Annotated in this window: 26 protein-coding genes, 1 tRNA gene and 1 other annotated feature; of the genes, 10 read left to right on the forward strand and 17 right to left on the reverse strand. The window is 42.4% G+C overall.

The genetic code is table 11. The features are described from left to right. Nucleotides 1–2: 2 nt before the first annotated feature. Nucleotides 3–1,275 (reverse strand) — a sequence feature (possible 23S ribosomal RNA but 16S or 23S rRNA prediction is too short). A gap of 310 nt (nucleotides 1,276–1,585) precedes the next feature. The 5 genes from COT81_04140 to COT81_04160 form a co-directional block, all read right to left on the reverse strand. Continuing rightward, nucleotides 1,586–3,037: a hypothetical protein gene (locus COT81_04140; GenBank protein PIS04819.1), complete on the reverse strand. Its 1,452-nt coding sequence runs from the start codon at nucleotides 3,035–3,037 to the stop codon at nucleotides 1,586–1,588. Between the two features lie 15 nt (nucleotides 3,038–3,052). Further along, entirely contained in the window at nucleotides 3,053–3,328 is a 276-nt protein-coding gene (locus tag COT81_04145) for a hypothetical protein (GenBank protein ID PIS04820.1), read from the reverse strand. A gap of 17 nt (nucleotides 3,329–3,345) precedes the next feature. Then, a tRNA-Leu gene (locus tag COT81_04150) sits at nucleotides 3,346–3,430 on the reverse strand. A 125-nt stretch (nucleotides 3,431–3,555) separates the two neighbouring features. Next, entirely contained in the window at nucleotides 3,556–4,176 is a 621-nt protein-coding gene (locus COT81_04155; protein PIS04821.1) for a hypothetical protein, read from the reverse strand. 107 nt (nucleotides 4,177–4,283) lie between these two features. Then, nucleotides 4,284–5,519 carry a hypothetical protein gene (locus COT81_04160; GenBank protein ID PIS04822.1) on the reverse strand — a complete coding sequence of 412 codons (1,236 nt, stop codon included), beginning with the start codon at nucleotides 5,517–5,519 and terminating at the stop codon, nucleotides 4,284–4,286. Nucleotides 5,520–5,600: 81 nt separating this feature from the next. Between COT81_04160 and COT81_04165 the strand changes: the two genes are divergently transcribed. From COT81_04165 to COT81_04175, 3 genes are all read left to right on the forward strand, one after another. Then, nucleotides 5,601–5,894 (forward strand): hypothetical protein, encoded by a 294-nt coding sequence (locus COT81_04165; GenBank protein PIS04823.1) that lies wholly within the window; start codon nucleotides 5,601–5,603, stop codon nucleotides 5,892–5,894. Between the two features lie 12 nt (nucleotides 5,895–5,906). After that, entirely contained in the window at nucleotides 5,907–6,143 is a 237-nt protein-coding gene (locus COT81_04170) for a hypothetical protein (GenBank protein PIS04824.1), read from the forward strand. Nucleotides 6,144–6,278: 135 nt separating this feature from the next. After that, nucleotides 6,279–8,537, forward strand: coding sequence for a hypothetical protein (locus COT81_04175; GenBank protein PIS04825.1), 2,259 nt, complete (start codon nucleotides 6,279–6,281; stop codon nucleotides 8,535–8,537). A gap of 174 nt (nucleotides 8,538–8,711) precedes the next feature. On the opposite strand, the gene COT81_04180 is transcribed toward COT81_04175, so the two are convergent. The 3 genes from COT81_04180 to rpsP all read right to left on the reverse strand — a co-directional run bounded on the left by COT81_04180 (nucleotide 8,712) and on the right by rpsP (nucleotide 10,429). Continuing rightward, entirely contained in the window at nucleotides 8,712–9,389 is a 678-nt protein-coding gene (locus COT81_04180) for a tRNA (guanosine(37)-N1)-methyltransferase TrmD (protein ID PIS04826.1), read from the reverse strand. A gap of 66 nt (nucleotides 9,390–9,455) precedes the next feature. Next, entirely contained in the window at nucleotides 9,456–9,782 is a 327-nt protein-coding gene (locus COT81_04185) for an RNA-binding protein (protein ID PIS04827.1), read from the reverse strand. Between the two features lie 170 nt (nucleotides 9,783–9,952). Beyond that, complete coding sequence (gene rpsP, locus COT81_04190; protein ID PIS04828.1) at nucleotides 9,953–10,429, reverse strand: 30S ribosomal protein S16; 477 nt, start codon at nucleotides 10,427–10,429, stop codon at nucleotides 9,953–9,955. 160 nt (nucleotides 10,430–10,589) lie between these two features. Between rpsP and COT81_04195 the strand changes: the two genes are divergently transcribed. Continuing rightward, nucleotides 10,590–10,802 carry a hypothetical protein gene (locus tag COT81_04195; GenBank protein ID PIS04829.1) on the forward strand — a complete coding sequence of 71 codons (213 nt, stop codon included), beginning with the start codon at nucleotides 10,590–10,592 and terminating at the stop codon, nucleotides 10,800–10,802. A gap of 166 nt (nucleotides 10,803–10,968) precedes the next feature. Here COT81_04195 and COT81_04200 read toward each other — a convergent pair whose 3' ends face one another. Beyond that, a complete protein-coding gene (locus COT81_04200) occupies nucleotides 10,969–13,269 on the reverse strand; it encodes a hypothetical protein (protein PIS04830.1) in 2,301 nt (766 codons plus the stop codon). A 286-nt stretch (nucleotides 13,270–13,555) separates the two neighbouring features. On the opposite strand from COT81_04200, the gene COT81_04205 reads away from it, so the two are divergent. The 3 genes from COT81_04205 (at nucleotide 13,556) to holA (ending at nucleotide 17,864) form a co-directional block, all read left to right on the forward strand. After that, nucleotides 13,556–16,288 (forward strand): DNA polymerase I, encoded by a 2,733-nt coding sequence (locus tag COT81_04205; GenBank protein PIS04831.1) that lies wholly within the window; start codon nucleotides 13,556–13,558, stop codon nucleotides 16,286–16,288. A gap of 152 nt (nucleotides 16,289–16,440) precedes the next feature. Then, nucleotides 16,441–16,689: a hypothetical protein gene (locus COT81_04210; protein PIS04832.1), complete on the forward strand. Its 249-nt coding sequence runs from the start codon at nucleotides 16,441–16,443 to the stop codon at nucleotides 16,687–16,689. A gap of 224 nt (nucleotides 16,690–16,913) precedes the next feature. Then, nucleotides 16,914–17,864: a DNA polymerase III subunit delta gene (gene holA, locus COT81_04215; GenBank protein ID PIS04833.1), complete on the forward strand. Its 951-nt coding sequence runs from the start codon at nucleotides 16,914–16,916 to the stop codon at nucleotides 17,862–17,864. 110 nt (nucleotides 17,865–17,974) lie between these two features. Here holA and rpsT read toward each other — a convergent pair whose 3' ends face one another. Next, nucleotides 17,975–18,223 carry a 30S ribosomal protein S20 gene (gene rpsT / locus COT81_04220; GenBank protein ID PIS04834.1) on the reverse strand — a complete coding sequence of 83 codons (249 nt, stop codon included), beginning with the start codon at nucleotides 18,221–18,223 and terminating at the stop codon, nucleotides 17,975–17,977. A 169-nt stretch (nucleotides 18,224–18,392) separates the two neighbouring features. Between rpsT and COT81_04225 the strand changes: the two genes are divergently transcribed. Both COT81_04225 and COT81_04230 read left to right on the forward strand, forming a co-directional pair. Continuing rightward, entirely contained in the window at nucleotides 18,393–18,845 is a 453-nt protein-coding gene (locus COT81_04225) for a hypothetical protein (protein PIS04835.1), read from the forward strand. Nucleotides 18,846–18,865: 20 nt separating this feature from the next. Then, nucleotides 18,866–19,615, forward strand: coding sequence for a hypothetical protein (locus COT81_04230; GenBank protein ID PIS04836.1), 750 nt, complete (start codon nucleotides 18,866–18,868; stop codon nucleotides 19,613–19,615). Here COT81_04230 and COT81_04235 read toward each other — a convergent pair. After that, nucleotides 19,612–20,394 carry a hypothetical protein gene (locus COT81_04235; protein PIS04837.1) on the reverse strand — a complete coding sequence of 261 codons (783 nt, stop codon included), beginning with the start codon at nucleotides 20,392–20,394 and terminating at the stop codon, nucleotides 19,612–19,614. The genes COT81_04230 and COT81_04235 overlap by 4 nt on opposite strands. Nucleotides 20,395–20,740: 346 nt before the next feature. Between COT81_04235 and COT81_04240 the strand changes: the two genes are divergently transcribed. Further along, the gene (locus tag COT81_04240) at nucleotides 20,741–21,241 is read left to right on the forward strand and encodes a hypothetical protein (protein ID PIS04838.1); all 501 of its coding nucleotides are present in this window, start codon (nucleotides 20,741–20,743) and stop codon (nucleotides 21,239–21,241) included. 321 nt (nucleotides 21,242–21,562) lie between these two features. On the opposite strand, the gene COT81_04245 is transcribed toward COT81_04240, so the two are convergent. From COT81_04245 to COT81_04270, 6 genes are read right to left on the reverse strand one after another with little or no spacing between them, the layout of a single operon-like run. After that, on the reverse strand, nucleotides 21,563–22,075 hold the full coding sequence (locus tag COT81_04245; protein PIS04839.1) for an SET domain-containing protein-lysine N-methyltransferase: 513 nt from the start codon (nucleotides 22,073–22,075) through the stop codon (nucleotides 21,563–21,565). Nucleotides 22,076–22,120: 45 nt separating this feature from the next. Then, nucleotides 22,121–22,387: a hypothetical protein gene (locus COT81_04250; GenBank protein ID PIS04840.1), complete on the reverse strand. Its 267-nt coding sequence runs from the start codon at nucleotides 22,385–22,387 to the stop codon at nucleotides 22,121–22,123. A gap of 1 nt (nucleotide 22,388) precedes the next feature. Then, the gene (locus tag COT81_04255; protein ID PIS04841.1) at nucleotides 22,389–23,165 is read right to left on the reverse strand and encodes a hypothetical protein; all 777 of its coding nucleotides are present in this window, start codon (nucleotides 23,163–23,165) and stop codon (nucleotides 22,389–22,391) included. A 1-nt stretch (nucleotide 23,166) separates the two neighbouring features. Continuing rightward, complete coding sequence (gene yidD / locus COT81_04260) at nucleotides 23,167–23,421, reverse strand: membrane protein insertion efficiency factor YidD (GenBank protein PIS04842.1); 255 nt, start codon at nucleotides 23,419–23,421, stop codon at nucleotides 23,167–23,169. Then, nucleotides 23,418–23,759 carry a ribonuclease P protein component gene (rnpA, locus tag COT81_04265; protein PIS04843.1) on the reverse strand — a complete coding sequence of 114 codons (342 nt, stop codon included), beginning with the start codon at nucleotides 23,757–23,759 and terminating at the stop codon, nucleotides 23,418–23,420. The genes yidD and rnpA overlap by 4 nt, the downstream gene beginning before the upstream one ends. 4 nt (nucleotides 23,760–23,763) lie before the next feature. Then, nucleotides 23,764–23,901, reverse strand: a complete 138-nt coding sequence (locus COT81_04270; protein PIS04844.1) for a 50S ribosomal protein L34 — start codon at nucleotides 23,899–23,901, stop codon at nucleotides 23,764–23,766. Nucleotides 23,902–23,946 lie beyond the last annotated feature (45 nt).

A 23,946-nucleotide genomic window follows, 5' to 3' on the forward strand; every position in this document is an offset into this window, starting at 1 on the left:
CTAAGATACAGAATCACGGTATTCGGAGTTTGTTTGGGGTAGGTAGGCTAAAAGCCACCCTATCCCAATCAGTAGCTCTACCCCCGTGATCTATTTACTTAAGGCTAGTCCTAAAACTATTTCGAGGAGAACCAGCTATTGCCAGGTTCGATTAGCATTTCACCGCTAACCACAGCTCATCCCCGCGTTTTGCACAGCGCGTGGGTTCGGACCTCCAGTTGATGTTACTCAACCTTCATCCTGGCCATGGTTAGATCACCTGGCTTCGGGTCTTGTACTTACTGCGGTCTATTTTCAATACTCGATCGCGTGACCGAGTATTAAAAATAGGGGCGGGCTATTAACCCTCGCTTTCACTTGGCCTTCTCCCTCTACGGGATTAAACAAGCAGTAAGCACAAACTCGTTGGCTCATTCTTCAATAGGCACGCCGTCATCCCTCACCTTTTTCGACCACTCAATGTGGGTTAGTTATGAACGAGAGCCGAAGGCGCTACTGCGCTTTCAACAAACATTCATCCACAAAGTGTCATCAAAAAAGGTGAGGGACTCCGACTCCTTGTAAGCATATGGTTTCAAATACTATTTCATCCCCCTCACCGGGGTGCTTTTCACCTTTCCCTCACGGTACTGGTTCACTATCGATCACTAAACGTATTTAGCCTTAGCGCATAGTCGCGCCAGGTTCCCACAGGGTTTCACGGCACCCGTGGTACTCAAGAGAAATTACCGTAGAGCTATAACCCATTTCGCCTTACAGGGCTATCACCTTCTTTGGCTCCGCTTTCCAGACGGATTCAACTATGGAAGTTATAATTCGTGCGCTCTACCTTGAGCCTGCAAGAGCTCAAAAGTAATCACCTTACAACCCTTAAAGAACATATGGACTTGCATCCTTCCGTTCATTGTAATACCGAAGTACCACAACAAGTTTAGTTCTAAAAGTTTAGGCTCGTCCCTGTTCGCTCACCACTACTAAGGGAATCGAAGATTATTAGTCACTACTCGCAAACATCTGCGAACACTGACTAACAATCCATTGTTTCTTTCTATTCCTCCAGCTACTAAGATGTTTCAATTCGCTGGGTCTTCTTCATACACCTATGAATTCAGTGCATGATGCTTTGATCTTCCATCAAAGCGGGTTACCCCATTCGGAGATTCCCGGTTCAAAGGTTGCTTGCCACCTCACCGAGACTTTTCGCAGGCTGCTACGTCCTTCGTCGTCGTTTAATGTCGAGGCATCCACCATATGCCCTTACGTCATATAATCATAAGAATCGCATTGCTTACGTTCTTATGCATGCATAATGTGCATTATTAGATGCTGGTATACGTATAATTATACGTTGTCATCCGCGGGCGGCTCGCCCGTGAATGACACTAAATTGTTAAGTTGCAGTCTTTAGCTTCCGGCCAGTGGCTTCAAAATGTTTGAGGACACTCGTCAGAAATTAAAAAAACCGCCTCGTAGCGGTTTACCCCACAAGTTAAAAGTGCGCGGTCCCGCTTAGCTTCCGTTCATGTAAGTTAGTTTTTTCATATATCTCCTGTATTATAGGGTAATTCTAAAAGGCTGTCAAGGATTATCTGTTAGCAAGTTCTAAATAGGTTGTCCCCAACTTTTTAACCAAGGCCGACGTGCAATATGAAATATTTTGGCTAGTTTTAGCAAATTCCTGACATCTATACAATCCCCGCACCCGAAAGGGAGGCAAAATATCAGGCGGCGTGTCTTGAACGCCGTAGTAAGCAAGTTTAGCCCCGTAGGATTTTGCCACCTTATAAATTTCTAAAAATGCATCCGCTTGATCAATTTCTTGCTCTGACTCGCCTTCAATTGAGTCATCCCACCATAAATGGTCAACGTAAATTGGTTTTCGCTCGAGCTCAACTAGGCTTTGTAAAATTGAATTTAAATCATCAGCACTATTTCCTAAATAAGAAACTTTCCAAGCGTCAAACATTTCGACAGCATTAAAATTTAATACTTGACTTAAATAATCAATTTTTTCTTCCCTAGACTCGGCACTATCACTAATACTAAAACTTACGCTGCCAAAAATTATTTGCGCATCAGAGTTCGCCTCTTTAATCGCTTCGCTGGTGGCCTGTAAGGTAGTAAAATATTTTCCGGGCGAAAGAGCGCCCAAAGTAAACTGATTATAAGCATCCGGATCAGTCGCCACCTCAAAGTAATTTATCGCTTGAGTTAAGCCCGGCATATCCTCAACTTCATCGCCATCATAGCGCTCAACCAATTGCTGAACATAATTTTGGTAATCATCTATATCATAATTTAAAACTTGGCGGTTGTTGGAGTTAACCACGCTTGGCCGTGGCCACGGCGAAATCATCACAACTAATGGAATTTTATTTTGATTAAACTTTTGGACTATTTTATCCTGCAGTGAAAAATCATAAACTCCATTTTCGCTTTCGGCTAAAGTAAAATCAAAGCCGCCAACTTCGCTAGCACTTAAGCGGTAGTAGCTCGCGCCCGATTCTTTTATCAACGCCAAGCTGCGATTCAAATATTCATCAAATTCTTCACCGCTTAGAAATTGAAATAATTCCCGTGACGGCGCTACAATTCCGGCAATGCCTAATTCTCCCTTGATAGTTCCTGGCCGAACTAATTTACACTCTCCCAGACAACATGTTCCGTCCCACGCCTCAACGCTTTCGCCATTACACAAATCAGCTTCTAAACAAACCTTACCGCCAAGCTCAGCGCAATTTGATAACGGTGCTAATACCCCGGGCTGGCTGTCTGGCACTTTATTATTATTCGATGGCCCATACTTTTGCCTAACTGACTTAACAATCTCACAAATTTTAGTATCGCATTTTTTGGCATAATAACTTTCGCGAACAACAAAAATTAAATAACCGCCCACGATCGTTAAGGCGACTAAAAACAAAGAATTACCGACAATCCGCTTAAATCTAAAAATATTTCGCGGCCGAGATTTTGTCTGCCGCGGCTTAACACTGTCTACAGACCAAGCATTTTGTTGGCGCTTACGCTTGCTCATTAAACTTAACCATTCTTATACTTCTTTGTTCCGCTGTTCGCCGGCTTTTTTAACAGCTTCACTCCAAGCCGCCAAAGCCTTGCCGTACTCTGAGCTAGCTCTATCAATTTGTTCTAGCAACCCTTCATTTTCCATTATTTCCATAGCCTTTGCGGGTTCATGTTGGGCTTGAATTTCTTTCACTTGAGCCATTAAATCGCTCAGCACCTGTTCTGCTATCATAGCTTCTTGGAATAGGCTATCCATATTTTGTTCTAACTCAGAGTTTGGTTTGTTGGCTCGCTCAATCATACATTTATTTTATTAATTGGTGCCGCGGGAGAGACTCGAACTCTCACACCCGAAGGCACTAGCTCCTAAGGCTAGCGTGTCTACCAATTTCACCACCGCGGCATGCCACACAACCCTCTATTTGTAAACAAAAAAAGACATTGTGTCAATTGATAAACGTGACAAAGCGGCCGTACCCCCGAAGGGAAATCGGCCGCCCGCGAATTGTGTCCCCTCCGAGACACTTATTATGGGCCGCCACTGCCCATGATGAGGTCAAACAAGTCGTGCGGGTCTGCCCCTTTAAGCTCCCGCACCTCTTCGTCTGGTATCGACGGAACGCTCTGTTCGTCTTGCTCTGTGAGGCGAAAAAGTTCTATCGCCTTGCCGGCCTCCTCTAGGCCGTAGAGATACTCCCTCGCCCTCTCCAGCACACCCCTGTGGATCAGGCTAGTGAAGTGTTCTATGGCTTCATCCCTGCCGGCATGCAGCAAGGCATCCTTGTCGATTGGCACCATTTCTCCATAGAACAGCAGAACCATCTCTCCTGACGGGATTTTTGTTGCCCACGTAATGCCCTCTGGGCTTTCGTCGGCGTAAAAAAAATCGCGCAGGCGTTTCTTTATCAGTACAGCAACTGCCCTTTCCAAGCAGTACAGTTTTTCTGCCGTACTTACATCTTCCGACAGTAAGACTTTGCCGTCTACCGGCCACGCCAGACCGAGTAAAGCCAAGCGGGCTTCGCCACACTTGCAAGGAAAGAGTGCAAGGTTCATTGGTGGCAGTTGAGGCTGGTCCCAATACTCCCTGCAGCTTGGACATCTCGCATCTTCAGGGTTCCACTCTGGAACCAACATCGGGTCCTCCATGAAACACCTCCTTTAGGAGAGGACACTCCTATATTAATCTTGCTCCAGGCAAATTGCTTTGTCAAACATAAAACACCATCTTTGGTAAAAACAATGGTGTTTAAATATCAATCTTTTAAAGCCTGAAACTTAATCCGCTTTTCAAAACTAATTTGCTTAGCCGCTTCTACTTCTGGCTGGTCAAATGGATTTTGGTTGCGAAGCAGTGCCGAGTACACGGTAAAGTAATGCCAAAAAGATAAAAACCAACCAACTGATTCGTAGCTTGTGTCTTTAACTGTCATCACAATATGCGGAATGCCGCGTGCTTCCGCGTTTTCACGCACACCTTGATAATCAAAATGCAACCCGGCGTCAAATGGCACTTTATGAATATCACTCAATATCCCGTCTCGCAATGGCACGTCGCGTAAATCCTCCGGGATTTTATTAGCCATCTTATTTTGTTGCATAAAACGGTCATTTACAATAAAAAATCCTAATACATTTTTACGACCGCCAAAAAATCTTTGGTTAGTGTGGTGTTGGCTCTCTGGTGCCATATCGCCAAAAATAGTTTGGCCCCTGCCGCCCTTGCCTGTACTTTCGTGAATAAGCTGAATCATCAATGGTAAAAATCCGGCATACTCAAATGAATAAATCGGCGCAAAAATTTCGGTATAACCTTTGCGTTCCAATAAATAACAATACAGGGCCGACAAAAAAGCTTGGTTTTGTTTTAGGTTAGCGCGATAACCATAATCTTTGTACGCAATATTGGCGGCTTTATCAATGGCTTTAATATCTAAACCCATCAAGTAAGCAATGCCGTAAGCGCACTCACTGCGCCCGCTGTAACGACCGCCAACCTCAGGATGCTCTAAAATATCCCATTTTCTTTTTTTAGCCACCTCGCACAATGTGCCTTTATGCGGAGAAGTAACAGGTAAAATTTTGTACTCATCCCAAAAAGCGGTCAGGGGCTCAAGCACATCTAAATTAGTACCTGATTTGGAAATTGGCATGACTAAAGTATCTTTTGGCCTGTATTTCTTTTTCAGCTCGGTAATTAACTGCGGCTCCATCGTGCTTAAAAAGAAAACGTCTTTTTTGTTCCGCTTGGTTTGTAGGGCCTGATAATAAGCCAAAGCGCTAGTACGTGAGCCACCATTAGCAATTACAATAATATTTTTATACTTTTGATACGGCTTACAAGTACGGGCAATTTTATTATAATTTGGTTTATGTGTTTGAAAAGATGGCAGCTCTAACTTTGCTAATCTTTTTTTAAAAGCGCCAAAGTTAAATTTTTTAGTATCCACTTTGGCGTACCGCGCATCTATTACAATTACATTTTTTGACATATTGAATACATTATAACACAAGTTGACTAGTTCTTGAGAAAAGTATAAGGTCACTTAGATCCGCCAACCAGGAGGTGTATCATGGACGGAACACTGATTATTCAATTTCAACGCTGGCGAAAGCGTTGGACCCGCACGCTCGTCTTGGCTGGCCGTGCAGCCGGGGCGAAAACCCACTGGCGGGCCACCATGGTCAAGCCGGGTGAAGCCTCTGAGGGTAGCCTTGCGCCTCCCTCTTACGAGATAACCCTTGAAGATGGCAACAACACCATACCGGCGCTGGTAACGTGGCCTAACCACGTGCCCACCCTAATCCGCACCGATACCGGCCAGCGGCTTGGCACGGTGAAAACCCTACGCACTGTCTACGCGTAGAAGGAGGCATATATGCCGCCCGCGCTACAGGTTAGTCCGCTCGACGATGCGGCAGTTGGGGACGTGTTCTGTCTCCAGGTGGACGTGTTGGGGCAGGCGCACTGTCGCATCGAGGCAGTCACCGCTCGCACCCGGACGGTCTATGCAGTCGAACAAAGTGGGCGAAAAATCCGCCGCCACAAAGGTGGATGGTACTTCGACTATGGCCCTTATGGCTTGCTCGAAATCATCAGCGCGGAGAAGTGCTGATGAAACCAATTCATCCCTCCCGCGCCCCGCCGGTCTGTGTCCGACGGGGCGTTCTCTTTTATTGACAAAATCTATTGCTTAAACTAAACTGTTTTTACTGGCGCCTTGGGCGCCTTTTATCATTAAGAAAATCCTATGCTTACTTTTACGCGACGGCGCGTAAGGGTAACGGCGCTGCTAGTTAGCAGTTTTTTTGTTTGGGCAAATTTAGCCCAAGCGGCATCGACAATTGTCATCAATGAAATCGGCGCATATGAAACGACTGATCACGAATGGATAGAAATTTATAATATGTCATCGGAGGAGGTCGATATTACCGGCTGGAAATTTTGGGAAAACGACACGAACCATGGGCTTAACGAATCTCAAGGCGACCTTATTATTGAGCCTGGGGAATACGCCATCATTGCCCAAAAAGCCGATATATTTTTAACCGATCATTCTGGTTTTAATGGAACAATTATTGACAGCTCGTGGGGCACTTTAAAAGAAAGTGGCGAAGAAGTTGGGCTTAAAGACAACGACGGAAAAGTAGTTGAATTATTTACTTACATTGAAGCGCCTAATTTTTCCCTTGAACGCAAAGATCCATTATTGGCTGATTACACCCCCAGCAATTGGCAAGAACATGCTGATTCCAATACTGTCGGAGAACAAAACTCAAATTATTTATTGTCCGAGCCTATCGAGGAACCTGAGGACCCCAAAGCCCCTGAAGACAACTCAACTCCGCTCGAAGAAGAAATAAGCCCAGAAAGTAATGGCAGCAAGCCCAAAATTCTCCCGCCGCAACCAGGAGAAATTGTGATTAGCGAGTTTGTATCTGACCCTAGCGACGGCGAAGAAGAATGGGTGGAGCTATATTCATTATATGATTATCCAATTGACCTTGCGGGCTGGGCAATTGAAGAAGGGTCTGGTGCAAAAACTAAACTCGCCGGTACGCTAGGCGCTTATACTTATTTTGTAGTAGAAAAACTCAAGGGCAATCTCAATAACAAAGGCGACATAATAATTCTTAAAGATCCGCAAGAAAAAATCATTTTTGAGCTGACGTATGGCGAATGGGATGACGGCAATGTTAAAGACAATGGGCCGGTAGCAAGTGACCCATTTTCAGTCGCGCGAATTAAACATGCAACTCAACGGCGCCAGGATAAAAATAATTACCAAATTACCGCAACTCCGACTAAAGGACAAGCTAATTACATTACTAAGCCAGAAGAAAAACCCTCTCAGCCAGAGGCTAATCCGCCTTTGGCGGAGACTCGCTCTGAATCTAGTCAACCGACAACAACTCCCGCAGTATTAAGACCTATCCAATATCCTCCTCTGCAAATCTCCGAATTCTTGCCTGACCCTGAAGGCAATGACCATGAATTGGAATTTATCGAGCTATTCAACCCTAATACTACAACGGTCAGCTTGATAGACTGGCAACTTGATGACGCTGAGGGCGGCAGTCGACCGTTCAAAATTGCAACCGGTGAAATTGAAGCCCTTAGCTATAAAGTGTTTTTCGCCCCTACAACTCGACTAACGCTAAACAATAACGGCGACTCGGTTAGATTATTTAATCCCTCGAGCGAGTTGGTTGATTTAATTGAATACGACAAACTTGACACAGGCATAGCGATTTCTAAAATCGATAACGCCATACAGCAAACCTCAACGCCTACTCCTGGACAGCCAAACGTTATAACTGAAAATATAGAAATTGATGAATCGTTGGATTTTACTCAAGCCGTAACAAGCGAAGCTGATGCCTTTACCGCTGGCGACAAAATATTAACAATTGGCATAGTTACCGTTCCGCCCGGAATACTTGGTTCCAAAATTATGTATATAAACGGATTGCAAGTGTATATGCATAAAGCTGATTGGCCAAAAATTGATTTGGGCGATGAAATTCAAGTCCAAGGCGAAATTTCTATTGTTCAAAACGGAACTAGAATAAAACTAAAAGGCAAAGAAGCGATTGGGGTAATTTCATCAAATGGATTGATTGAACCAAATTTAGTTGAGGTGATTGATATAGAAGAAAACTTATTGAGTCAGTTAATTTCAATTAGCGGCGAGGTAGTAGAAAGTAAAAAAGGCACATTTTGGGTTGACGATGAAACCGGCGAAATTCGAGTGGTTATAAAATCCACTACTAACATTACACAACAACCAGAGGTTGGCGACATGGTTTCTATCACTGGCATTGTAGATAAAACGCGCTCCGGCTTTCGTCTGTTGCCCAGAAGTAACGACGATATTGTAATCTCTCAAGTTTTAGGGGAAGAGTACGCCGAAGAAATATCAAGCGCGGAAAAAACAATCTCATTAAAAAAAATCGCCCATGGTATAGGCAATTTCTTCAAATCACTGTGGCAAAGAATTTTTAACTAAAATCCTCACCTAAGCGGAGATGAAAACAACTGGGTCCTGAATTAAATTCAGGACGACAGTATTTTAGCAGCCCCCTCTCTTGTCGTCCCAAACCATGCGCTCGGCTTGACTGAGTATTGTTACAGAACCTCTAATAGATAGAGATTCCGGCTCAAGGCCGGAATGACAACACTTTTATTTTTTCTTATTCTTATCCCGCCAGTCTTTTATTTTAGCGTGGTCGCCTGAAAGCAACACTTTTGGCACGCTTAGCTTTTTTCGGCCGTGCTTAACGGTTTCAGGTCTTGTGTACTGGGGGTACTCAACGTAATCATCACCTTTGGAAAACGTTTCTTCGGTCAACGCCTCATCGTGCCCAACCACCCCGGGCACGTGCCGCGCGACGGTTTCAGTAATTACCATGGCCGGCAATTCCCCGCCAGCCAGCACATATTTTCCAATGGAAATTTTTTCATCAATTAATTCTTCTACCCGCGAATCAAAACCTTCGTATCGCCCGCATAAAATTATGAGCTGGTCATATTGCGACAAGCGCTTAGCTTCTTTTTGGGTTAACTTTTTGCCTTCTGGTGCGGTCATTATTATTCGCGCTTTCTTTGTGCGCTTAATTGATTTTAGCGCCTTGGCAATTGGTTCAAACATTAAAATCATCCCCGGCCCTCCGCCGTACGGGCGGTCATCAACTGATTTATGCGGATCAGATTTTTTAGCGAACTTTCGCAAGTCTAAAATGTTAATTTTAATCAACTTTTTTTTCTGTGCCCGCGCTAAAATGGTTGAATTAAAATATTCACTAAATACGTTTGGGAAAATTGTAACAATGTCAAATTGAATGGACTTCTTTTTTGGCATAGCTAAACTATACCATAAACTAAAAAACCCCGCTAAGCGGGGCTTTAAGACTCTTTATAAGAGAAATTAGATTTGAAGATTATCTACAACTGAAGTCTCCGTGTCGGCTGAAATGTCAGCTTTTGCTCGTTGCGGACGAGTGCTGCCTTCTGGTTCAGCGATCTTGAGGTTAACTCGCGCGTTGGCTTTGGCACCTACAATTTTGAGTAAGGTGCGAATAGCTCGCGCGGTTTGGCCTTGTCGGCCAATTACATACCCCATATCTTCTGGATTGATATGTAAGGTAATAAGTACGCCCATTTCATCAACGGTGCGTTCTGTCTTTACATCACCAGGGTGTCCGACGATACCTTTGACAATGTATTCAACAAATTCTTGGTCTTTCTCAGCCATACGATTTGTGTATGTACTTATTTATTAATGTGCTTCCTTTACCATTTCAGCAAAAGAATACCCTACAGGATATCTAAAAACAATTTGTTTGTCAAGACAATTGTCATCCTGAACTTGTTTCAGGATCTCTATCTGAATAGAGATTCCGGATCAAGTCCGGAATGACATTATTATTCTTCCTTTTTCTCTTCTGATTTTTCAACTGGCTTGTCCTCTTTGGGCGCTTCATCTTTCTTTTCTTCCTTAGGTGCTTTTTCGGCAGGCTTGTCTTCTGCTGATTTATCTTCAGTCTTGACTTTGTCATCAGCTGGCTTGGCTTCTTCGCCTTCCGGTTTCTTTGCCGCCTCAGCCGCTTTTTCAGCTTCCGCTTTCTTGCGGCGTTTCTTGCCGGAACTCGCGACTTGCTTTTCAGCTTCAATTACATTTTGATCAATTAAAAGATTGTGCACGGTCGGGGAGGGTTTAGCACCTTTGCTAATCCAATACAAAATCCGATCTTTCTTCACTTCAGTGACTTTGGATCTGGGGTTATAATTCCCTAGAATTTCCAAATTGTCGCCCCAGGGATCTTTGGTTTTTTCCGAAACCACAATACGGTAAGTCGGTTGTTTTTTCTTACCCATGCGGCTGAATCTGATTACTAGCATGTGAAATTCTTAATTATCATCTAATAGAGCGTGATGAATTGCCAGACCCCGTCAAACGGGGCAAGGCGGTACGCGTAGAATAATGGATAAGGTGATAAATGTCAAGATTAACGATTGACGCATTGTTAATTTAGAGCTATAATGATATGTCGCCAAATGGTTGGCGGCAAAAATTACGTCCTCAGGGGCGCGGAAAGGCTTTGTTTTGCAAATCAAAATCATCCATCACTCAAGCAGCCCTCGAAGCGTGGAGAATGACGCCAACAAGTTCCTCGCCAGTCCGGCGGTGTCGGGCCGTCGGGTTCGCCCGCTAACCAACTCAGAGGGTGTGGTCACGGGCGTCGTGATCGAGTACGAGGTGGCCAAGGAGTAGGCCGCCAACGCAGTTCAAGGCCACTGCGTTATCAACAGGCCTTTTTGTTTTAATTGAATTATTTACCAAATAATCCTCTCCCATGATTGGGAGAGGAAGAAGGTGAGGGTTGAATAAATTATTTTCTACCTCACCCTAACCCTCTCCTGCTAGGAGAGGGTCTAATTTATCGATTCACGTGCTTTTCAGCTTGTTCAAAATCAATGCTAAGTAATTTAGACACACCGTCTTCGCCCATGGAAACCCCGTACAGCATGGTTGCCTTTTCCATCGTGGCGCGGTTGTGCGTAATAGTTATAAATTGGGTTTTATGTGATAACTCATCTAAAATCGCGGCGTAACGAATTGAATTGGCTTCATCCAGCGCCGCATCAACTTCATCCAACACCACAAACGGAGACGGGTTGTTTGAAATTATCGCGCAAATTAAAGCGATTGACGCCATCGCCCGTTCGCCGCCGGATAGCATCGCAATGCCGGCTAATTTTTTCCCCGGTGGCGTAGTTATAATATCAATGCCTTTAATGGTTTTACCGCTTTGAATTTTTTTAATAAACGCTTTTATCTCGTTCGCTTCATCATCGCCTTCTACTGCTATCGCTTGGCTGTCTTCTAATTCATCTTCCCCGGCTTCTGGCCCGGAGCCTATTGAGCGAGTCTTTTTATTTGACGGCTCTTCTTTAATTAATCGTAATTCTGCTTTTCCGCCATTAAACAGCGTTCTGAAAAATTTATTAAACTCTTCATTAATTGTCTTAAACGCTTTATTAAAGTGTTGGTGAATAGTATCATCTAAATCCAAAATCACCTGCTCTAATTCATTAGACGACTTTTTCAAATCGTTCGCTTGGCCAGACAGAAAATCATATCGCTCTTTAATTTCTTTATATTCTTTAACGGTTTCCGGATCAATCCCGCCAATTAGTTCCAATTGATGCTTCAATTTATGAATTTCGCTAAGCTCGCTTTCTTTCGGCGTGGTTGAACCTTCATTTTTTAGCCAATCTAAACTTCCGGTTTCTTCTTTTATTTCTCGCTCCAAATCTTCAATCCTCGTTTCCACTTTGGCTAATGCCACTCGCACGTCAGACGCTTTAGCATTAAGCGAATTTAATTCTCGCTGAATCACTTGCCACTCTCGTTGCAAATCAAAAACAGCGCCCTTGTCTGAAGATTGTTGTTTTGAGGCTTCATCAATTTGCTTTTGGAAACTGCTTAACTCATCCTCTAGGATTTTTAACTCAGCGTCAATTTTGTGCTTCTGTTTTTCTAACGCCGGGTCCACGCCGCCATTAACGGCTTTGGCTTTTGGGTTCTTTAAGGACTTTAATAAATTGCTGACTTTAAAATATATTGATTCAACCTTTTCTTTTATCGCCTGCAGCGGGGTTTTATCTGACGCTATGGCCAAAAACGACTTATGCTCGGCTTCAATTTCTTCCAAGTGTGAAATAATTTCCGCTGTTGGCATAACGGACGTTTCCATCTTAACCCGCTCTTTGGCAATTACAATCTTATTTTCTAAAATTAACTGCTCTTCGCGTAATTTATTTTTAGACTCTAGCTTCTTTTGGTACTCTTGCTGTAAACTCATAATCGCGTCGCTTGGGGTGTCGGCTTTTTCTAACCGCTGCAGTTTGTTTGAAATCTGATCCAGCTTAGCCTGTTTTATTTTTAATCCCTCGGCATGTTTTTTTGCGTCCGGTGATAATTCAGATCGTTCTTTTTGTAGCTGCCTCCAAAGCGCACCAAAATAACTATGCTGAAACAAACGCAAATTCCTTTCAACTTCTTCGCGCTGTTCAAGCCGCTTAACCTGCCTAGTTAAAGACCTTAAGCGTGGCTCAATTTCATTTAAAATCGCTTCCACTTGCATTAAATTATCCCATGTGCGCTCTAATTTCTTGAGCGATTGGTCGCGTTTCATCTGAAACTCTTTGACGCCAACGGCTTCGTCAAAAAATTCCTTGCGTTCAGTTGGCGTGGCGATTAAAATTGAATCAATCATGCCCTGTCCGATAATACTGTAACTGCGCTGGCCAATATTAGATTTGGCAAGCAATATTTGAATATCTGAAAGCCGAGTTTTGTTCTTGTTGATAATGTAATCGCTCTCGCCCGTGCGATACACGCGCCGGGTAAGAACAACCTCATGATAATCAATTGGGATTTGTTTATCCGCATTATCAAAATACAATGACACTTCGGCCATGCTCATACGCGATTTTTTGTCCGAACCTGAAAAAATCACATCTTCAGCTTTTTTGCCCCTCAACGCTTTAATGCTTTGTTCACCCAAAGCCCACCGTACCGCCTCAGCGATATTAGACTTACCCGATCCGTTTGGCCCAACAATCGCAGCGATGCCGTGGCTTCCGCCCGGCTTTTTTTCAGGCTTAGGGAATTCAAGCGTGATTTTGTTAGCAAATGATTTGAATCCGTGAGCTTCTAATTTCTTTAAATACATAGAAAAAATAAATAGCTGCTAAAAGCAGTAGTATTGTACCATATTTCCATGTCGTCTCAGACCCCGATTGGGGACCCCAAAAAATACTGGATTCCCGCCCCCGTTTTCACGAGGACAAGCTTTCGCGGGAATGACAGGTGTACTATAATAACTCAATGCCCTGTAGAAAAATTTCGAATGCTTTGATCAAAATGTTACAGGGAGAAAAAACACATAAATATGGTTTTATTGAAAGGATTAAATAATTGAGAAGGGCATAGCCCTTTTCGAAATTCTTCTACAAGGAATGGCGAAAATAAAAAAATTCGTGGTAATTGACGGCCATGCCTTAATTCACCGGGCATGGCATGTCTTGCCGCCACTAACCACTCAAGACGGTACGCTAGTTAATGCTGTGTATGGCTTTACCGCCATGCTGCTTAAAGTTATCAAAGACATCAAGCCCGAATATTTAGTTTTAACTTTTGATCTAAAAGGGCCAACGCATCGACATGAAGAATATAAAGAATACAAAGCGCATCGGGAAGCCCCGCCCGACGAGCTAATAGCCCAATTTGATTTGGTTCGCGAGGTTGTCCGCGCTTTTAATATACCCATTTTTGAAAAACAGGGGTTTGAAGCAGACGATTTAATCGGCACGCTTGTTAAACACTCCAAGACTAAAGGTATTCACAAAATAATTGTCACCGGTGATATGGATGCGCTGCAATTAGTTGATGCCGAAACCACAGTAATGACCGTGAAAAAAGGCGCTACCGACACCATTGACTACGGGCCAACACAAGTAAAAGAAAAATATGGCGGGCTTGCCCCTGAACAATTAATTGACTTTAAGTCTTTGCGGGGCGATCCGTCTGATAACATTCCGGGCGTCAAGGGCATTGGCGAAAAAACTGCCATTACTTTGCTTAGCGAATTTAAAAATTTAGACGGTGTTTATAAAAACATTGATTCGCCTAAAATCAAAGACCGTGTTCGCGAGCTTTTAAAAGAGTACAAAAAAGATGCCTACTTGTCACAAAAATTGGCAGCCATCAAAACCGACGTGCCGATAAAATTTTCTTTAAATGAAACTATTACTAAAGATTTTGATGTTGATAAGGCAGTTAAAATTTTTCAAAAATTTGAGTTTAAATCATTAATTAATCAACTGCCTAAATCTAGCCAGCCAAAAACACGGCAAACCCAACTAATGCTCGGTAAAATGGTTGACACTAAGTCGCGGGTTAAACAGTTTGACTACACTTTAATTAACAGCCAAAAAGACTTTGATGATTTTTATAAAGAGCTGGCCGGGCAAAAATTGTTTGCTTTTGACACCGAAACAAGCTACCTTGATCCTTTTTTCTCCGATCTGCTAGGCATCAGTTTTTCATGGCAAGCCAAAAAAGGTTATTATCTGACCAACCAAATTATCCAAAAAAATTTAGACGCGCTAAATAAAATTTTTAACGATTCAAAAATTAAAAAAGTCGGGCATAACATTAAATACGACTTGGAAGTAGTTGAAAGCCATGGCCTTAAAGTGCAAGGAGTGCATTTTGACACAATGCTTGCCGCCTATTTATCCAACCCGGGTAACCGCGCATTAAAACTTGATAATTTAGCTTTTACTGAATTCGGCCATCAAATGATTACGCTTGAAGAAATCGCCGGTAAAAAATTATCGCCCAAAGACAAAACTGTAGATTTATCGGTTGTGCCGATTGAAATAATGTCTGACTATTCTTGTGAGGACGCTGATTTTACATATCGCTTAATTAAACCTCTGGCAAAACAACTCAGGCAAAGCAATAACGAAGGCATTTTATTCAAAATTGAAGTGCCGCTAGTGCGCGTACTCGCGGACATGGAACGCGTTGGCATTGAAATTGATGTCGGCTTTCTGAAAAAAATGTCGAGCAGCTTTTCAAAAAAAATTGCAACCTTAGAAACTAAAATTTATAAAATGGCGGGCACTAAATTTAACATTAGTTCACCGCAGCAACTCAAAGAAATCCTTTTTGAAAAACTTGAAATTTCAACCGAAGGGCTAGGCAAAACTAAAACTGGAATCTCTACGGCGGCCGCTGAATTAGAAAAAATGCGCGGCCAGCACCCGATTATAGATTTAATTAGCCAATATCGCGAATTAACCAAGCTGCAAAACACCTATTTAGACGCTTTGCCAGAACTAGTCAATGACGACGGCCGAGTACGAACGCAATTTAATCAAACTATCGCTGCTACCGGCCGGCTATCTTCATCCAATCCCAATTTACAAAATATCCCCATGCGAACCGATATCGGCCGTGAAATTCGTAAAGCTTTTGTCGCCGGACGCGGAAAAAAAATATTATCTGCTGATTACAACCAAATTGAACTTCGCATTATCGCATCTTTGGCTAACGACGCCAAAATGATTAATTCATTTAAAAAAGGGGAAGATATTCACACGCGAACTGCCGCCGACATTAATGAAATACCGCTAGATAAGGTGGCCAAAAAAGATCGTTACGCCGCCAAAGCGATTAACTTTGGCATAATTTACGGCATGGGTTATGTAAGTTTATCCAAATACGCAGACATTCCCCGCGAACAGGCCCAAGATTTTATTGATCGCTATTTTAATTTGCACACGCCCATTCACAACTATCTAGAAGAAACCAAAGAAATTGCCCGCAAACAAGGTTATGCTGAAACTATTTTTGGCCGCCGACGATTTTTTCCTGAAATCAGTTCCAGCCAAAACCAAGTTCGCGCCGCCGCTGAACGCGCCGCCGTTAACCACCCGATTCAAGGTACCGCCGCTGACTTAATGAAGCTTGCCATGATAGAAATATACAAAGGCTTGCCCAAAATCAGCCGCGACGCTAAAATGTTACTTCAAGTTCATGACGAATTAGTCTTTGAGGTGCCAAACAATGATCTTACCAAAGTCACTGAATTTATTACCGACAAAATGGAAAATATTTATAAGCTCCGTTGCCCCATCGAAACGCACGTTCAAATAGGTCAAAATTGGGGCGAATTAAAGTAGATAAATAGTCTCCTCTCCCTTGGAGGGAGAGGACAAAGGTGAGGGGGTATAATGCATTACCTCGCTCTTACTCCCCCGCCAGGGTGGTTATGAAGCCATTAGGTCGGGCGAGCTCTCTCTTAAAGAGAGGGAGCCTGCTGTCAAATTAAACAATGAAAAAGTATCAAATAAAAAAATATTCTGATTCTGATCAACCTAGTGTGGCTAGTCTGGTGACCAAAGTGCTTCAAGAATATGGCTATCAATATAACAAAAAACTTGATAAAGACTTGGACGACCCAACAGAACACTACTTGAAGACTGGAGGTATGTTTTGGGTCATACCGAACGACAATACAATTATTGGGACGGTAGCCCTAAAGAAAAAAGGCGCCCAAGGAGAACTGAAAGGCTATACGTAGACAAGGATTGTCGTGGTATGGGATTGGGCTTAAGCCTTCTTAATGCAGTCATTCACTATTGTCAGGAAAACAAATAAAAACACTTAAATTAAACACAACAGAATCTTTTAGCGGTGCAATAAAATTCTATGAAAAAAATGGGTTTGCCACAACTAGAAAGATGGGCGATATTATTTACATGGAAAAACGCTTATAATACTATTTGCTAAGCCATTTGTTATTTTATGCTTATTTTCTTATACGGCGAAGACACTTACCGGTCGCGCCAAAAACTACACGAGCTTAAAGCTAAATTTATCGCCGACGTGGATAAGTCTGGTTTAAATATTGATATTTTAATTGGAAAAAATGCCACAGCTCAAACAATCCAACAATCTTATTTAACCGCGCCTTTTTTAGCTAAGCGCCGCATGATAATTGTGGAGGACTTTTTTGGCCTGAGGCCAAACAAGGAAAATTGTGAAGCTATTCTAAATGCCTTGCGGCGGCAAAGCGAAAACATTTTGATTTTTTGGGACGGAGAAATTAAAACCCCTTTACATAAGCCCGGCAAAGAACTTTTAAACAATTTAAAAAATGAAAAACTAAGCCAAGAATTTAGCGCTTTAGAGCCCCATGAGCTAAAACGCTGGCTCAGTAAATATTGCCAAGATAAAAACTTAAAAATTGAATCTAATGCTTTAGATTTATTGCTTGACTGGGTTGGCAATGATTTGTGGCGATTGGTTAATGAAATGGAAAAGCTTAAAGCTTACGCAGCTGGCAAGAAAATAACCAAAACCGAAATTGAGCTTTTAAGCATAGGTTCTTTTGACGACAATGTCTTTAATATGACCGACGCTATTGGCAAGCGTCAGCACGCCTTAGCCTTACAGCTTTTAGAAGACCAATTCCACTTAGGCATAAATCATTTGTCGCTACTTGCTACCATCACCTGGCAATTTAAAAATTTATTGGCCGTAAAATCTCTCGCGGGCGAAAATCTAAATGAAAAGGCTATTGCCAAAACAACTAAGCTCCACCCGTTTGTGGTAAAAAAATCACTCCAACAAGTATCTAACTTTAGCTTGGAAGAATTAAAGCTTATTTATAATCGGCTACTAGAAACCGACCAAGCCCTAAAAAACAGTGCCACTTCACCGCAAGCATTACTTGATCTGCTCATTTTGGCGTAATAGTTATACGTTAGCACTTATTTTAATAATGCTTGCCCACTGTGCGTGAGGGGGAAAAATAATTTTAAATATAATCAAAAAACCCGCCGGATAGCGGGCTTGAAATGTAATTACTTTTTTGCCTGCGGCTTGGCTGACTTGATCAATCTAGACTTCTTGCGGGCACCGGTATTTTTTTTCATCACGCCTTTTTGAACCGCTCTATCAATCGCTTTGACCGCTTGCTTCACATATTCTTCAGCCTTAGTAAGGTCGTTGGCCTCAACTGATTTTTGGACACGCTTTAATAAATAAGCAATATTTTCTTTTGCCTGTTTGTTGCGGCTTGCCCGAGCTTGACTTTGGCGCAAATCTTTCATGGCTGCTTTTTTTACTGGCACACTATTTTCACTTAGTTATTAGTGACCGCATGCTATCACAGCTAGCCCGCCGCGTCAACCCCGTCTGACGGGGTCAAGACACCAAATTGACAGAAAATGACTGAACGCCTACAATAATGAAGATAAAATTACTATTAAATGTACTCCTATGTTTAAAGGTGATGAAGCGGGTCGCGAGGTCGATACCGTAATCGGCCCTTCGGTTAAAGTTGAAGGCGATTTTGAAGCCGCCGGCAATGTTGTCGTTGAAGGCCAAGTAACCGGAAATTTAAAAACTGACCGAAATTTACAAGTTGGCAGTAATGCTAAAATTTTTGCCAATGTGTCGGCCGGCAGTGCTAACATAGCCGGGGAAATCCAAGGCAATGTTAAGATTCAAGACTCCCTTGACTTAAGCAACTCTGCGAGAGTCTTCGGCGATATTAAATGCAAAACCGCTTCAATTGCTTCCGGGGCGGTAGTCAACGGCAAGGTCCAAATCGGGGAGCAAAAAAAATCTAAGCCTGAGGCTAGTGAAATTACTTCTGGCAAAACTAAAAAAGGCAAGGCTTCGAAAACAAACAAGGCGGCTGAAGCCACCCCTCCCGACCCCCTTGCCTAAAATCCGGGCGTCTGTAATTTATGTATCTTTATTTATACGACAGTCTCTTGAGTGAAAAAAAATATCAGCGGCAACTTATTAAAATGGAAATGCAACTGACAGATCTTGGCATTGGCGGGAAAATTAGTCGTCTGTCGCCCTTAAAAAACCTCAAACAACTAATTGAAGAAGAGGTTCGCGTCGGCGTTAAAACTGTGGTAGCGGTCGGCAACGACAAAACCTTATTCCAAGTCATCAACGCCATCGTTGGCAGGCCAGTAGTGCTTGGTATTGTTCCGTTTGGGCCAAACAACACAATTGCTCATGACCTAGGCATTAACTCTGTAGAAGATGCAACCAAAACTATTTCCACTAGAATTATTCAAAAAATTGATTTGGGCAAAATTAATAATGATTATTTTGTTTCTCAAGCTACCATTTCCGACGGCCAGGCAGTAATTGAATTTGACGATAAATTTGCTGTTTCTACCGAGCATGCCGGCAGTAAAATTAATGTCTGCAATTTACGCCCGGCCCATGTAGCCGCCGGCCAAAACCATTTCAACCCGCAAGATGGTTATTTAGACTTACTCGTAGAAACCGCCAGCCGCAAAGGCATGTTTAGAACCGAATTTGCTAAAAGCATTTTTCCGTTCAAAAGAATTTTTATCCGCGGCCCTAAAACCGCCTCTATTACCGCTGATGGCGGAAAAATTTTTAAAACTCCAGTCAAAATTGAAGCCGCTCCCCAAAAAATAAAAATGATCGTCAGTAAAAAAAGAGATTTTTAATTTTTCTTTGGGGACACTCCTTGCTCCCAAGCTAAATTAAACAAACCTTTAAGTAAGTTAACTAGGGCCAAGCTTTCTATCATTACGCCCATAATATTTGGTTGTTGGTGCAATGCTAATACAACCTTATTTTCATATACGTTAATCTCACCCCTAAACTCTTTTATACCTGGCAACTGCTCTGCCTTGATCCATTTATAATGAGTGTAAGTAAAAGATCCGCGATAATCTTTCATCCATTCTCGTCCTTGAGGCGTATCTAGCAGTAGCATACGTTCATGAATTTTTCTCCGACTCCGCTCTTTATTATAGTCCTTACCCCATTGCCTAAATTCAGGCATGTTCCAGCCTTCAATGTCAGCAATAGATAAAACTTCATCTTTTGTCTCCAACGATTCGCTATAAATCGCTTTTAACCCCTCAATGCCTTCTTGATACCTAACAATTGGTTTATCAATTAATTTATATAAAGAAACCAGCTCCGGCAGTTCTTGTTCAACTCGTTCTAATCTCTTCTCCCATTGGTTTTTTTTGTTTTGTACAAATTGGACTAAGCGTCGAGGGTGCTCAGCGCTATACCGTATCTTTTTGCCTTCGCTAGAAACTTTATTAACCAAACCATAGACACTTAACTGTTCTAATATTTGATAGCCAAAAGTTCTAGTAATGCCGGCTTTTTTAGTTGCCTGACTAACTGTTGAAGGCCCAAGCTCTAACAGCGCCTGATATATCTTAGCTTCATTATCATCCAGACCTGAATCGCTTACTAAATTTTTCATAACTACTTTAATGTATAAATAAAAACGCCTAAGCTTTTTGTAGCACAATCCTTAATTTGTGTCAATAATTACTTACACTTTATTTTTATTATAAAAATATTGGCTTATTTTAAATAAATTCTCTTATAAATAATGAATCATCATATTTACACTTTAATAAATTTTAATAAAAATAACCTGTCATCATAATGGTGTGGTGACATACGCATCTAGATTTAGAGAAGGAGGTGGACTGGGTGGCCAAAAAAAATGCAGCAAAGAAAAACTCTCAAGAGTATTGCGTCGGCGACTTCGTCAAAGTAACTCGTCAAGATGTAAGTGAAAAAAAGAGGTGACGGCATGCGTCTTGGCAATCTACTTTGAGGGTGTACTGCTACGTCTGTGCCCCGTCGGCACAAAAGATTTCTTCTACAGAGATGTAAGGCATGGCCCCGTGGAAGTTGTCAAAAGGATCGGAGCCGACCTTGATAAGCTCGCAGGGGAGATTGGGTTTACCTTGGCAGTAATGGCCTGCCAAAACGACCTCCCTGAAGGGTTGCTCGAATCCTTAAGCCCAACACGGTTGGCTGACATTGCGTCGGCTTGCTCCGGCTACGAAGGATTCGATCAACCAATGAAGGATGCCATCGTCCCCCTGCTGGAGAAGAAAGGTGTCTACGAAGCTGTAAAAAAGGAAGCAAATAAACAGCTTACCGCCAAACATGTCAAAGAAGTCTGCAAGTTCGGCTGTGATGACCCAAGCAAAACATGTAGCTTCTTGACCGCTGGCCCAGGTGACGTGAGTTGCGCCAAGGGCACAGAGCTTGAGGGAGTAATTCACAACCAGAGCGGTTCATGGAACAGATGACCGCCATGGGGGACGGTGATGGTTGCGTCGGCAGGAAAGGATCTCTAAGCTTATACAAGCTAACGGAGGGCCGCACCAAAAAAACAGACAAAAAGCCAGCTAAGAAAAAAGCTGCAAAAAAGCGGTCTTAAAACATGCGCAATAACGCAAGAGAGAGCCTGACCAGCTCTCTTTATCTTTTGTAAAATAATCGTCAGCAAAAAAAGAGATTTTTAATTAATGATAAAAAATAAAAGACCCTCAGCCGGGGGTTTTTATTTCTATAAGGCCAAATCTGACAATCTAAACCGAAGCTTTAGCGGAAAAAGCTTTAAAATTAGTTTAGCTTATTCTATCCCTTAAGTAAGGGGAATAATACTCCTTGTATCTATTTTGAACTTCCTTGTTCTTCCAATCCTGAGAAGAAATTACTTTTCTGCAAAACGAGGAACCACAATTACAGTTAAAATTCTCCTCCGCCGTTTCACAAAAAGCATAATCAAAAACAAGTTCTTCTTTGGGCTCTATGTCTCTTATTGCCACAAGGGTGATGGAGTTTGAAAAACCAACATTTGGTTCACAGGAGTGATTAAAAACTCCAAAGCGCTCAAGCTCTTCGCGAGTTGTTGGAACTATAAAAAAATCCTCATCAATTTGTATACCTACCTGAGTCATGATCGATCTATACTCCTCAATTTCATCTCTATGAACAATAACACCGCCCAGCACACCCACGACCTCTCCTTTTAAAATTTTATCCTTAGCGAAAACCCCAACTCCCTGTATAGGGGAAGGACGTGCCTCTGATTGCGGATTCAGCCATCTATGTGCCCACTTTTTGTGTAAATCGTGCATATTTATGCCGGAATTTTGTATAGCTCTATGATGTATAAAAACTCTTTACCCTGTTGGCGCTAGCTTTGGGTTACTTTGAGTGACTTTTGAGGTTGTGTCTTCAACCACCATTTTTTCTTTAGATATTGAAATCACTTGCGACCGGTCAATCACAAGCTGATCTTTCCACAAATTTTTAATCAGCCCGGCTTTGACGTAATATTTTACAACTTCTTGCGTAGCCGGATCAATTTCAAAATGGTTGATATGCCCCAAGCTCTCACCGCTTTGGGTTTCCACTGGCAAATTCACTAAGTCCTGGTTTTCTAACATATTATTCTTCTTTCCCTTCACTCTTTTCCACCATCTCAACTACCTCGCCCTCAACGACTGCTGGTTTTTCAGCTGGATGGGTTTTAAAAGTGTAATGTTGTTGCGCAATCATTAGCAAGGTGGTTACAAACCAATATAAAATTAAACCAGCCGGCAAACTAATTCCGATAATGACCGTAATTGCCGGCATCATATAAGTCATCTGTTTATTCATCGCCGCCATCGTTCGCTCGTCCCCGGCGCCAGGGATATTAGGTTGGCGCTTACCAACCATCATTTTAGTTTGGAAAAACTGAGCCGCGCCAGTAATTAAGGCTAAAATAATATTTGGCTTAGACAAATCAAAAAATCCTAAAGTCACTGGGCTTATTGTGCCTGGATTTTCAATAAACGGATAAAGCAAATCAAAGCTACCGTTAGTCAAACCGCTAATAAACACACGGTAAACCGCAATAAAAAAAGGCAGTTGAATTAGAAGCGGCAAGCACGAGGATAGCGGGTTTACTTTTTCGGTCCGGTATAATTTCATCAGCTCTTGAGCCATCTCTTCTTTTTTATTGCCGTATTTTTTACGCAGCGCCTCAACTTTTGGCTGGAGTTGCTGTAACGTGCGTTGCGACCGGATAGATTTTAATGAAAATGGAAATAGAACCCCCTTAATGATGATGGTTAGTAAAATAATGGCAATTCCGATGTCGTTGCCCGGAATAACATTTACTAACCATACCAGGAGGTTAAATATGGGTTGATAAAAAAATGTTTGGTAAATTTGAAACATGTTATTTTACTGGATCATTCCCGCCGTGTGACCATGGGTTGCATCTTAAAATCCGCCACAAACCCATTTTAGACCCCCTTAAAACTCCATGGCGAGCAATCGCTTGATAAGTGTACTCCGAACAACTGGGGTAATAACGGCAAAACCCGTCCGGATACAAGCCGCGAAGCCAGCCATGGTCAAAAGATAATGTTTTTTGATAAAGGCGAATTGCCCTTAACGCGATAAATTGAGAAGTAAATTTAAAAGTAATCATTTAACTAACTTGGCGCGAGCAAATAAATATTCTAACTCTTCGCTTAAAGCTTGATAAGGCTCGCTTACCGCGCTCGGCCTGGCTACCACCACCACATCAAAGCCTGTTTTTACTTGTGTTAGATGCTTATAAATAATTACCCGCAACTGCCGCTTTAATTTATTTCTAGCAACCGCCTTTTTAGCCACTTTGCTTGATACAACCACACCAAAACGGCTTGCCGCCAGGCTGTTTTTCAATACTTTTATGGCTAAATGCTTGCCCCTCGCCCCGTGGCCACGAGCAAAAACTTTTTTAAAGTCTCTATCCGCCGTTAACCGAAGATCCTTTTCCAACATGAACCTAAGCGCTTAGCTTGGACCGGCGCTTAGTGCGTCTTCTTTTTAATACGCGCTTACCGCCCGGGCTGCTCATGCGGCTTTTAAATCCATGTTTACGCTTGCGTCTTCTGGTTTTTGGTTGGTATGTTCGTTTAGGCATAATCAAATGATCAAGTGCGGTCAATTGTACTAAAATTAAGCGTTA

It is taken from the genome of Candidatus Buchananbacteria bacterium CG10_big_fil_rev_8_21_14_0_10_42_9 (genome assembly GCA_002773845.1).
Classification (GTDB): Bacteria; Patescibacteriota; Patescibacteriia; order Buchananbacterales; family 21-14-0-10-42-9; genus 21-14-0-10-42-9.

What these genes read in the sequence shown, in the direction of transcription:
- COT81_04140 (PIS04819.1), bottom strand. Translation starts at nt 3,037, where the DNA reads ATGAGCAAGCGTAAGCGCCAACAAAATGCTTGGTCTGTAGACAGTGTT.
- COT81_04145 (PIS04820.1), bottom strand. Translation starts at nt 3,328, where the DNA reads ATGATTGAGCGAGCCAACAAACCAAACTCTGAGTTAGAACAAAATATG.
- COT81_04155 (PIS04821.1), bottom strand. Translation starts at nt 4,176, where the DNA reads ATGGAGGACCCGATGTTGGTTCCAGAGTGGAACCCTGAAGATGCGAGA.
- COT81_04160 (PIS04822.1), bottom strand. Translation starts at nt 5,519, where the DNA reads ATGTCAAAAAATGTAATTGTAATAGATGCGCGGTACGCCAAAGTGGAT.
- COT81_04165 (PIS04823.1), top strand. Translation starts at nt 5,601, where the DNA reads ATGGACGGAACACTGATTATTCAATTTCAACGCTGGCGAAAGCGTTGG.
- COT81_04170 (PIS04824.1), top strand. Translation starts at nt 5,907, where the DNA reads ATGCCGCCCGCGCTACAGGTTAGTCCGCTCGACGATGCGGCAGTTGGG.
- COT81_04175 (PIS04825.1), top strand. Translation starts at nt 6,279, where the DNA reads ATGCTTACTTTTACGCGACGGCGCGTAAGGGTAACGGCGCTGCTAGTT.
- COT81_04180 (PIS04826.1), bottom strand. Translation starts at nt 9,389, where the DNA reads ATGCCAAAAAAGAAGTCCATTCAATTTGACATTGTTACAATTTTCCCA.
- COT81_04185 (PIS04827.1), bottom strand. Translation starts at nt 9,782, where the DNA reads ATGGCTGAGAAAGACCAAGAATTTGTTGAATACATTGTCAAAGGTATC.
- rpsP (PIS04828.1), bottom strand. Translation starts at nt 10,429, where the DNA reads ATGCTAGTAATCAGATTCAGCCGCATGGGTAAGAAAAAACAACCGACT.
- COT81_04200 (PIS04830.1), bottom strand. Translation starts at nt 13,269, where the DNA reads ATGTATTTAAAGAAATTAGAAGCTCACGGATTCAAATCATTTGCTAAC.
- COT81_04205 (PIS04831.1), top strand. Translation starts at nt 13,556, where the DNA reads ATGGCGAAAATAAAAAAATTCGTGGTAATTGACGGCCATGCCTTAATT.
- COT81_04210 (PIS04832.1), top strand. Translation starts at nt 16,441, where the DNA reads ATGAAAAAGTATCAAATAAAAAAATATTCTGATTCTGATCAACCTAGT.
- holA (PIS04833.1), top strand. Translation starts at nt 16,914, where the DNA reads ATGCTTATTTTCTTATACGGCGAAGACACTTACCGGTCGCGCCAAAAA.
- rpsT (PIS04834.1), bottom strand. Translation starts at nt 18,223, where the DNA reads ATGAAAGATTTGCGCCAAAGTCAAGCTCGGGCAAGCCGCAACAAACAG.
- COT81_04225 (PIS04835.1), top strand. Translation starts at nt 18,393, where the DNA reads ATGTTTAAAGGTGATGAAGCGGGTCGCGAGGTCGATACCGTAATCGGC.
- COT81_04230 (PIS04836.1), top strand. Translation starts at nt 18,866, where the DNA reads ATGTATCTTTATTTATACGACAGTCTCTTGAGTGAAAAAAAATATCAG.
- COT81_04235 (PIS04837.1), bottom strand. Translation starts at nt 20,394, where the DNA reads ATGAAAAATTTAGTAAGCGATTCAGGTCTGGATGATAATGAAGCTAAG.
- COT81_04245 (PIS04839.1), bottom strand. Translation starts at nt 22,075, where the DNA reads ATGCACGATTTACACAAAAAGTGGGCACATAGATGGCTGAATCCGCAA.
- COT81_04250 (PIS04840.1), bottom strand. Translation starts at nt 22,387, where the DNA reads ATGTTAGAAAACCAGGACTTAGTGAATTTGCCAGTGGAAACCCAAAGC.
- COT81_04255 (PIS04841.1), bottom strand. Translation starts at nt 23,165, where the DNA reads ATGTTTCAAATTTACCAAACATTTTTTTATCAACCCATATTTAACCTC.
- yidD (PIS04842.1), bottom strand. Translation starts at nt 23,421, where the DNA reads ATGATTACTTTTAAATTTACTTCTCAATTTATCGCGTTAAGGGCAATT.
- rnpA (PIS04843.1), bottom strand. Translation starts at nt 23,759, where the DNA reads ATGTTGGAAAAGGATCTTCGGTTAACGGCGGATAGAGACTTTAAAAAA.
- COT81_04270 (PIS04844.1), bottom strand. Translation starts at nt 23,901, where the DNA reads ATGCCTAAACGAACATACCAACCAAAAACCAGAAGACGCAAGCGTAAA.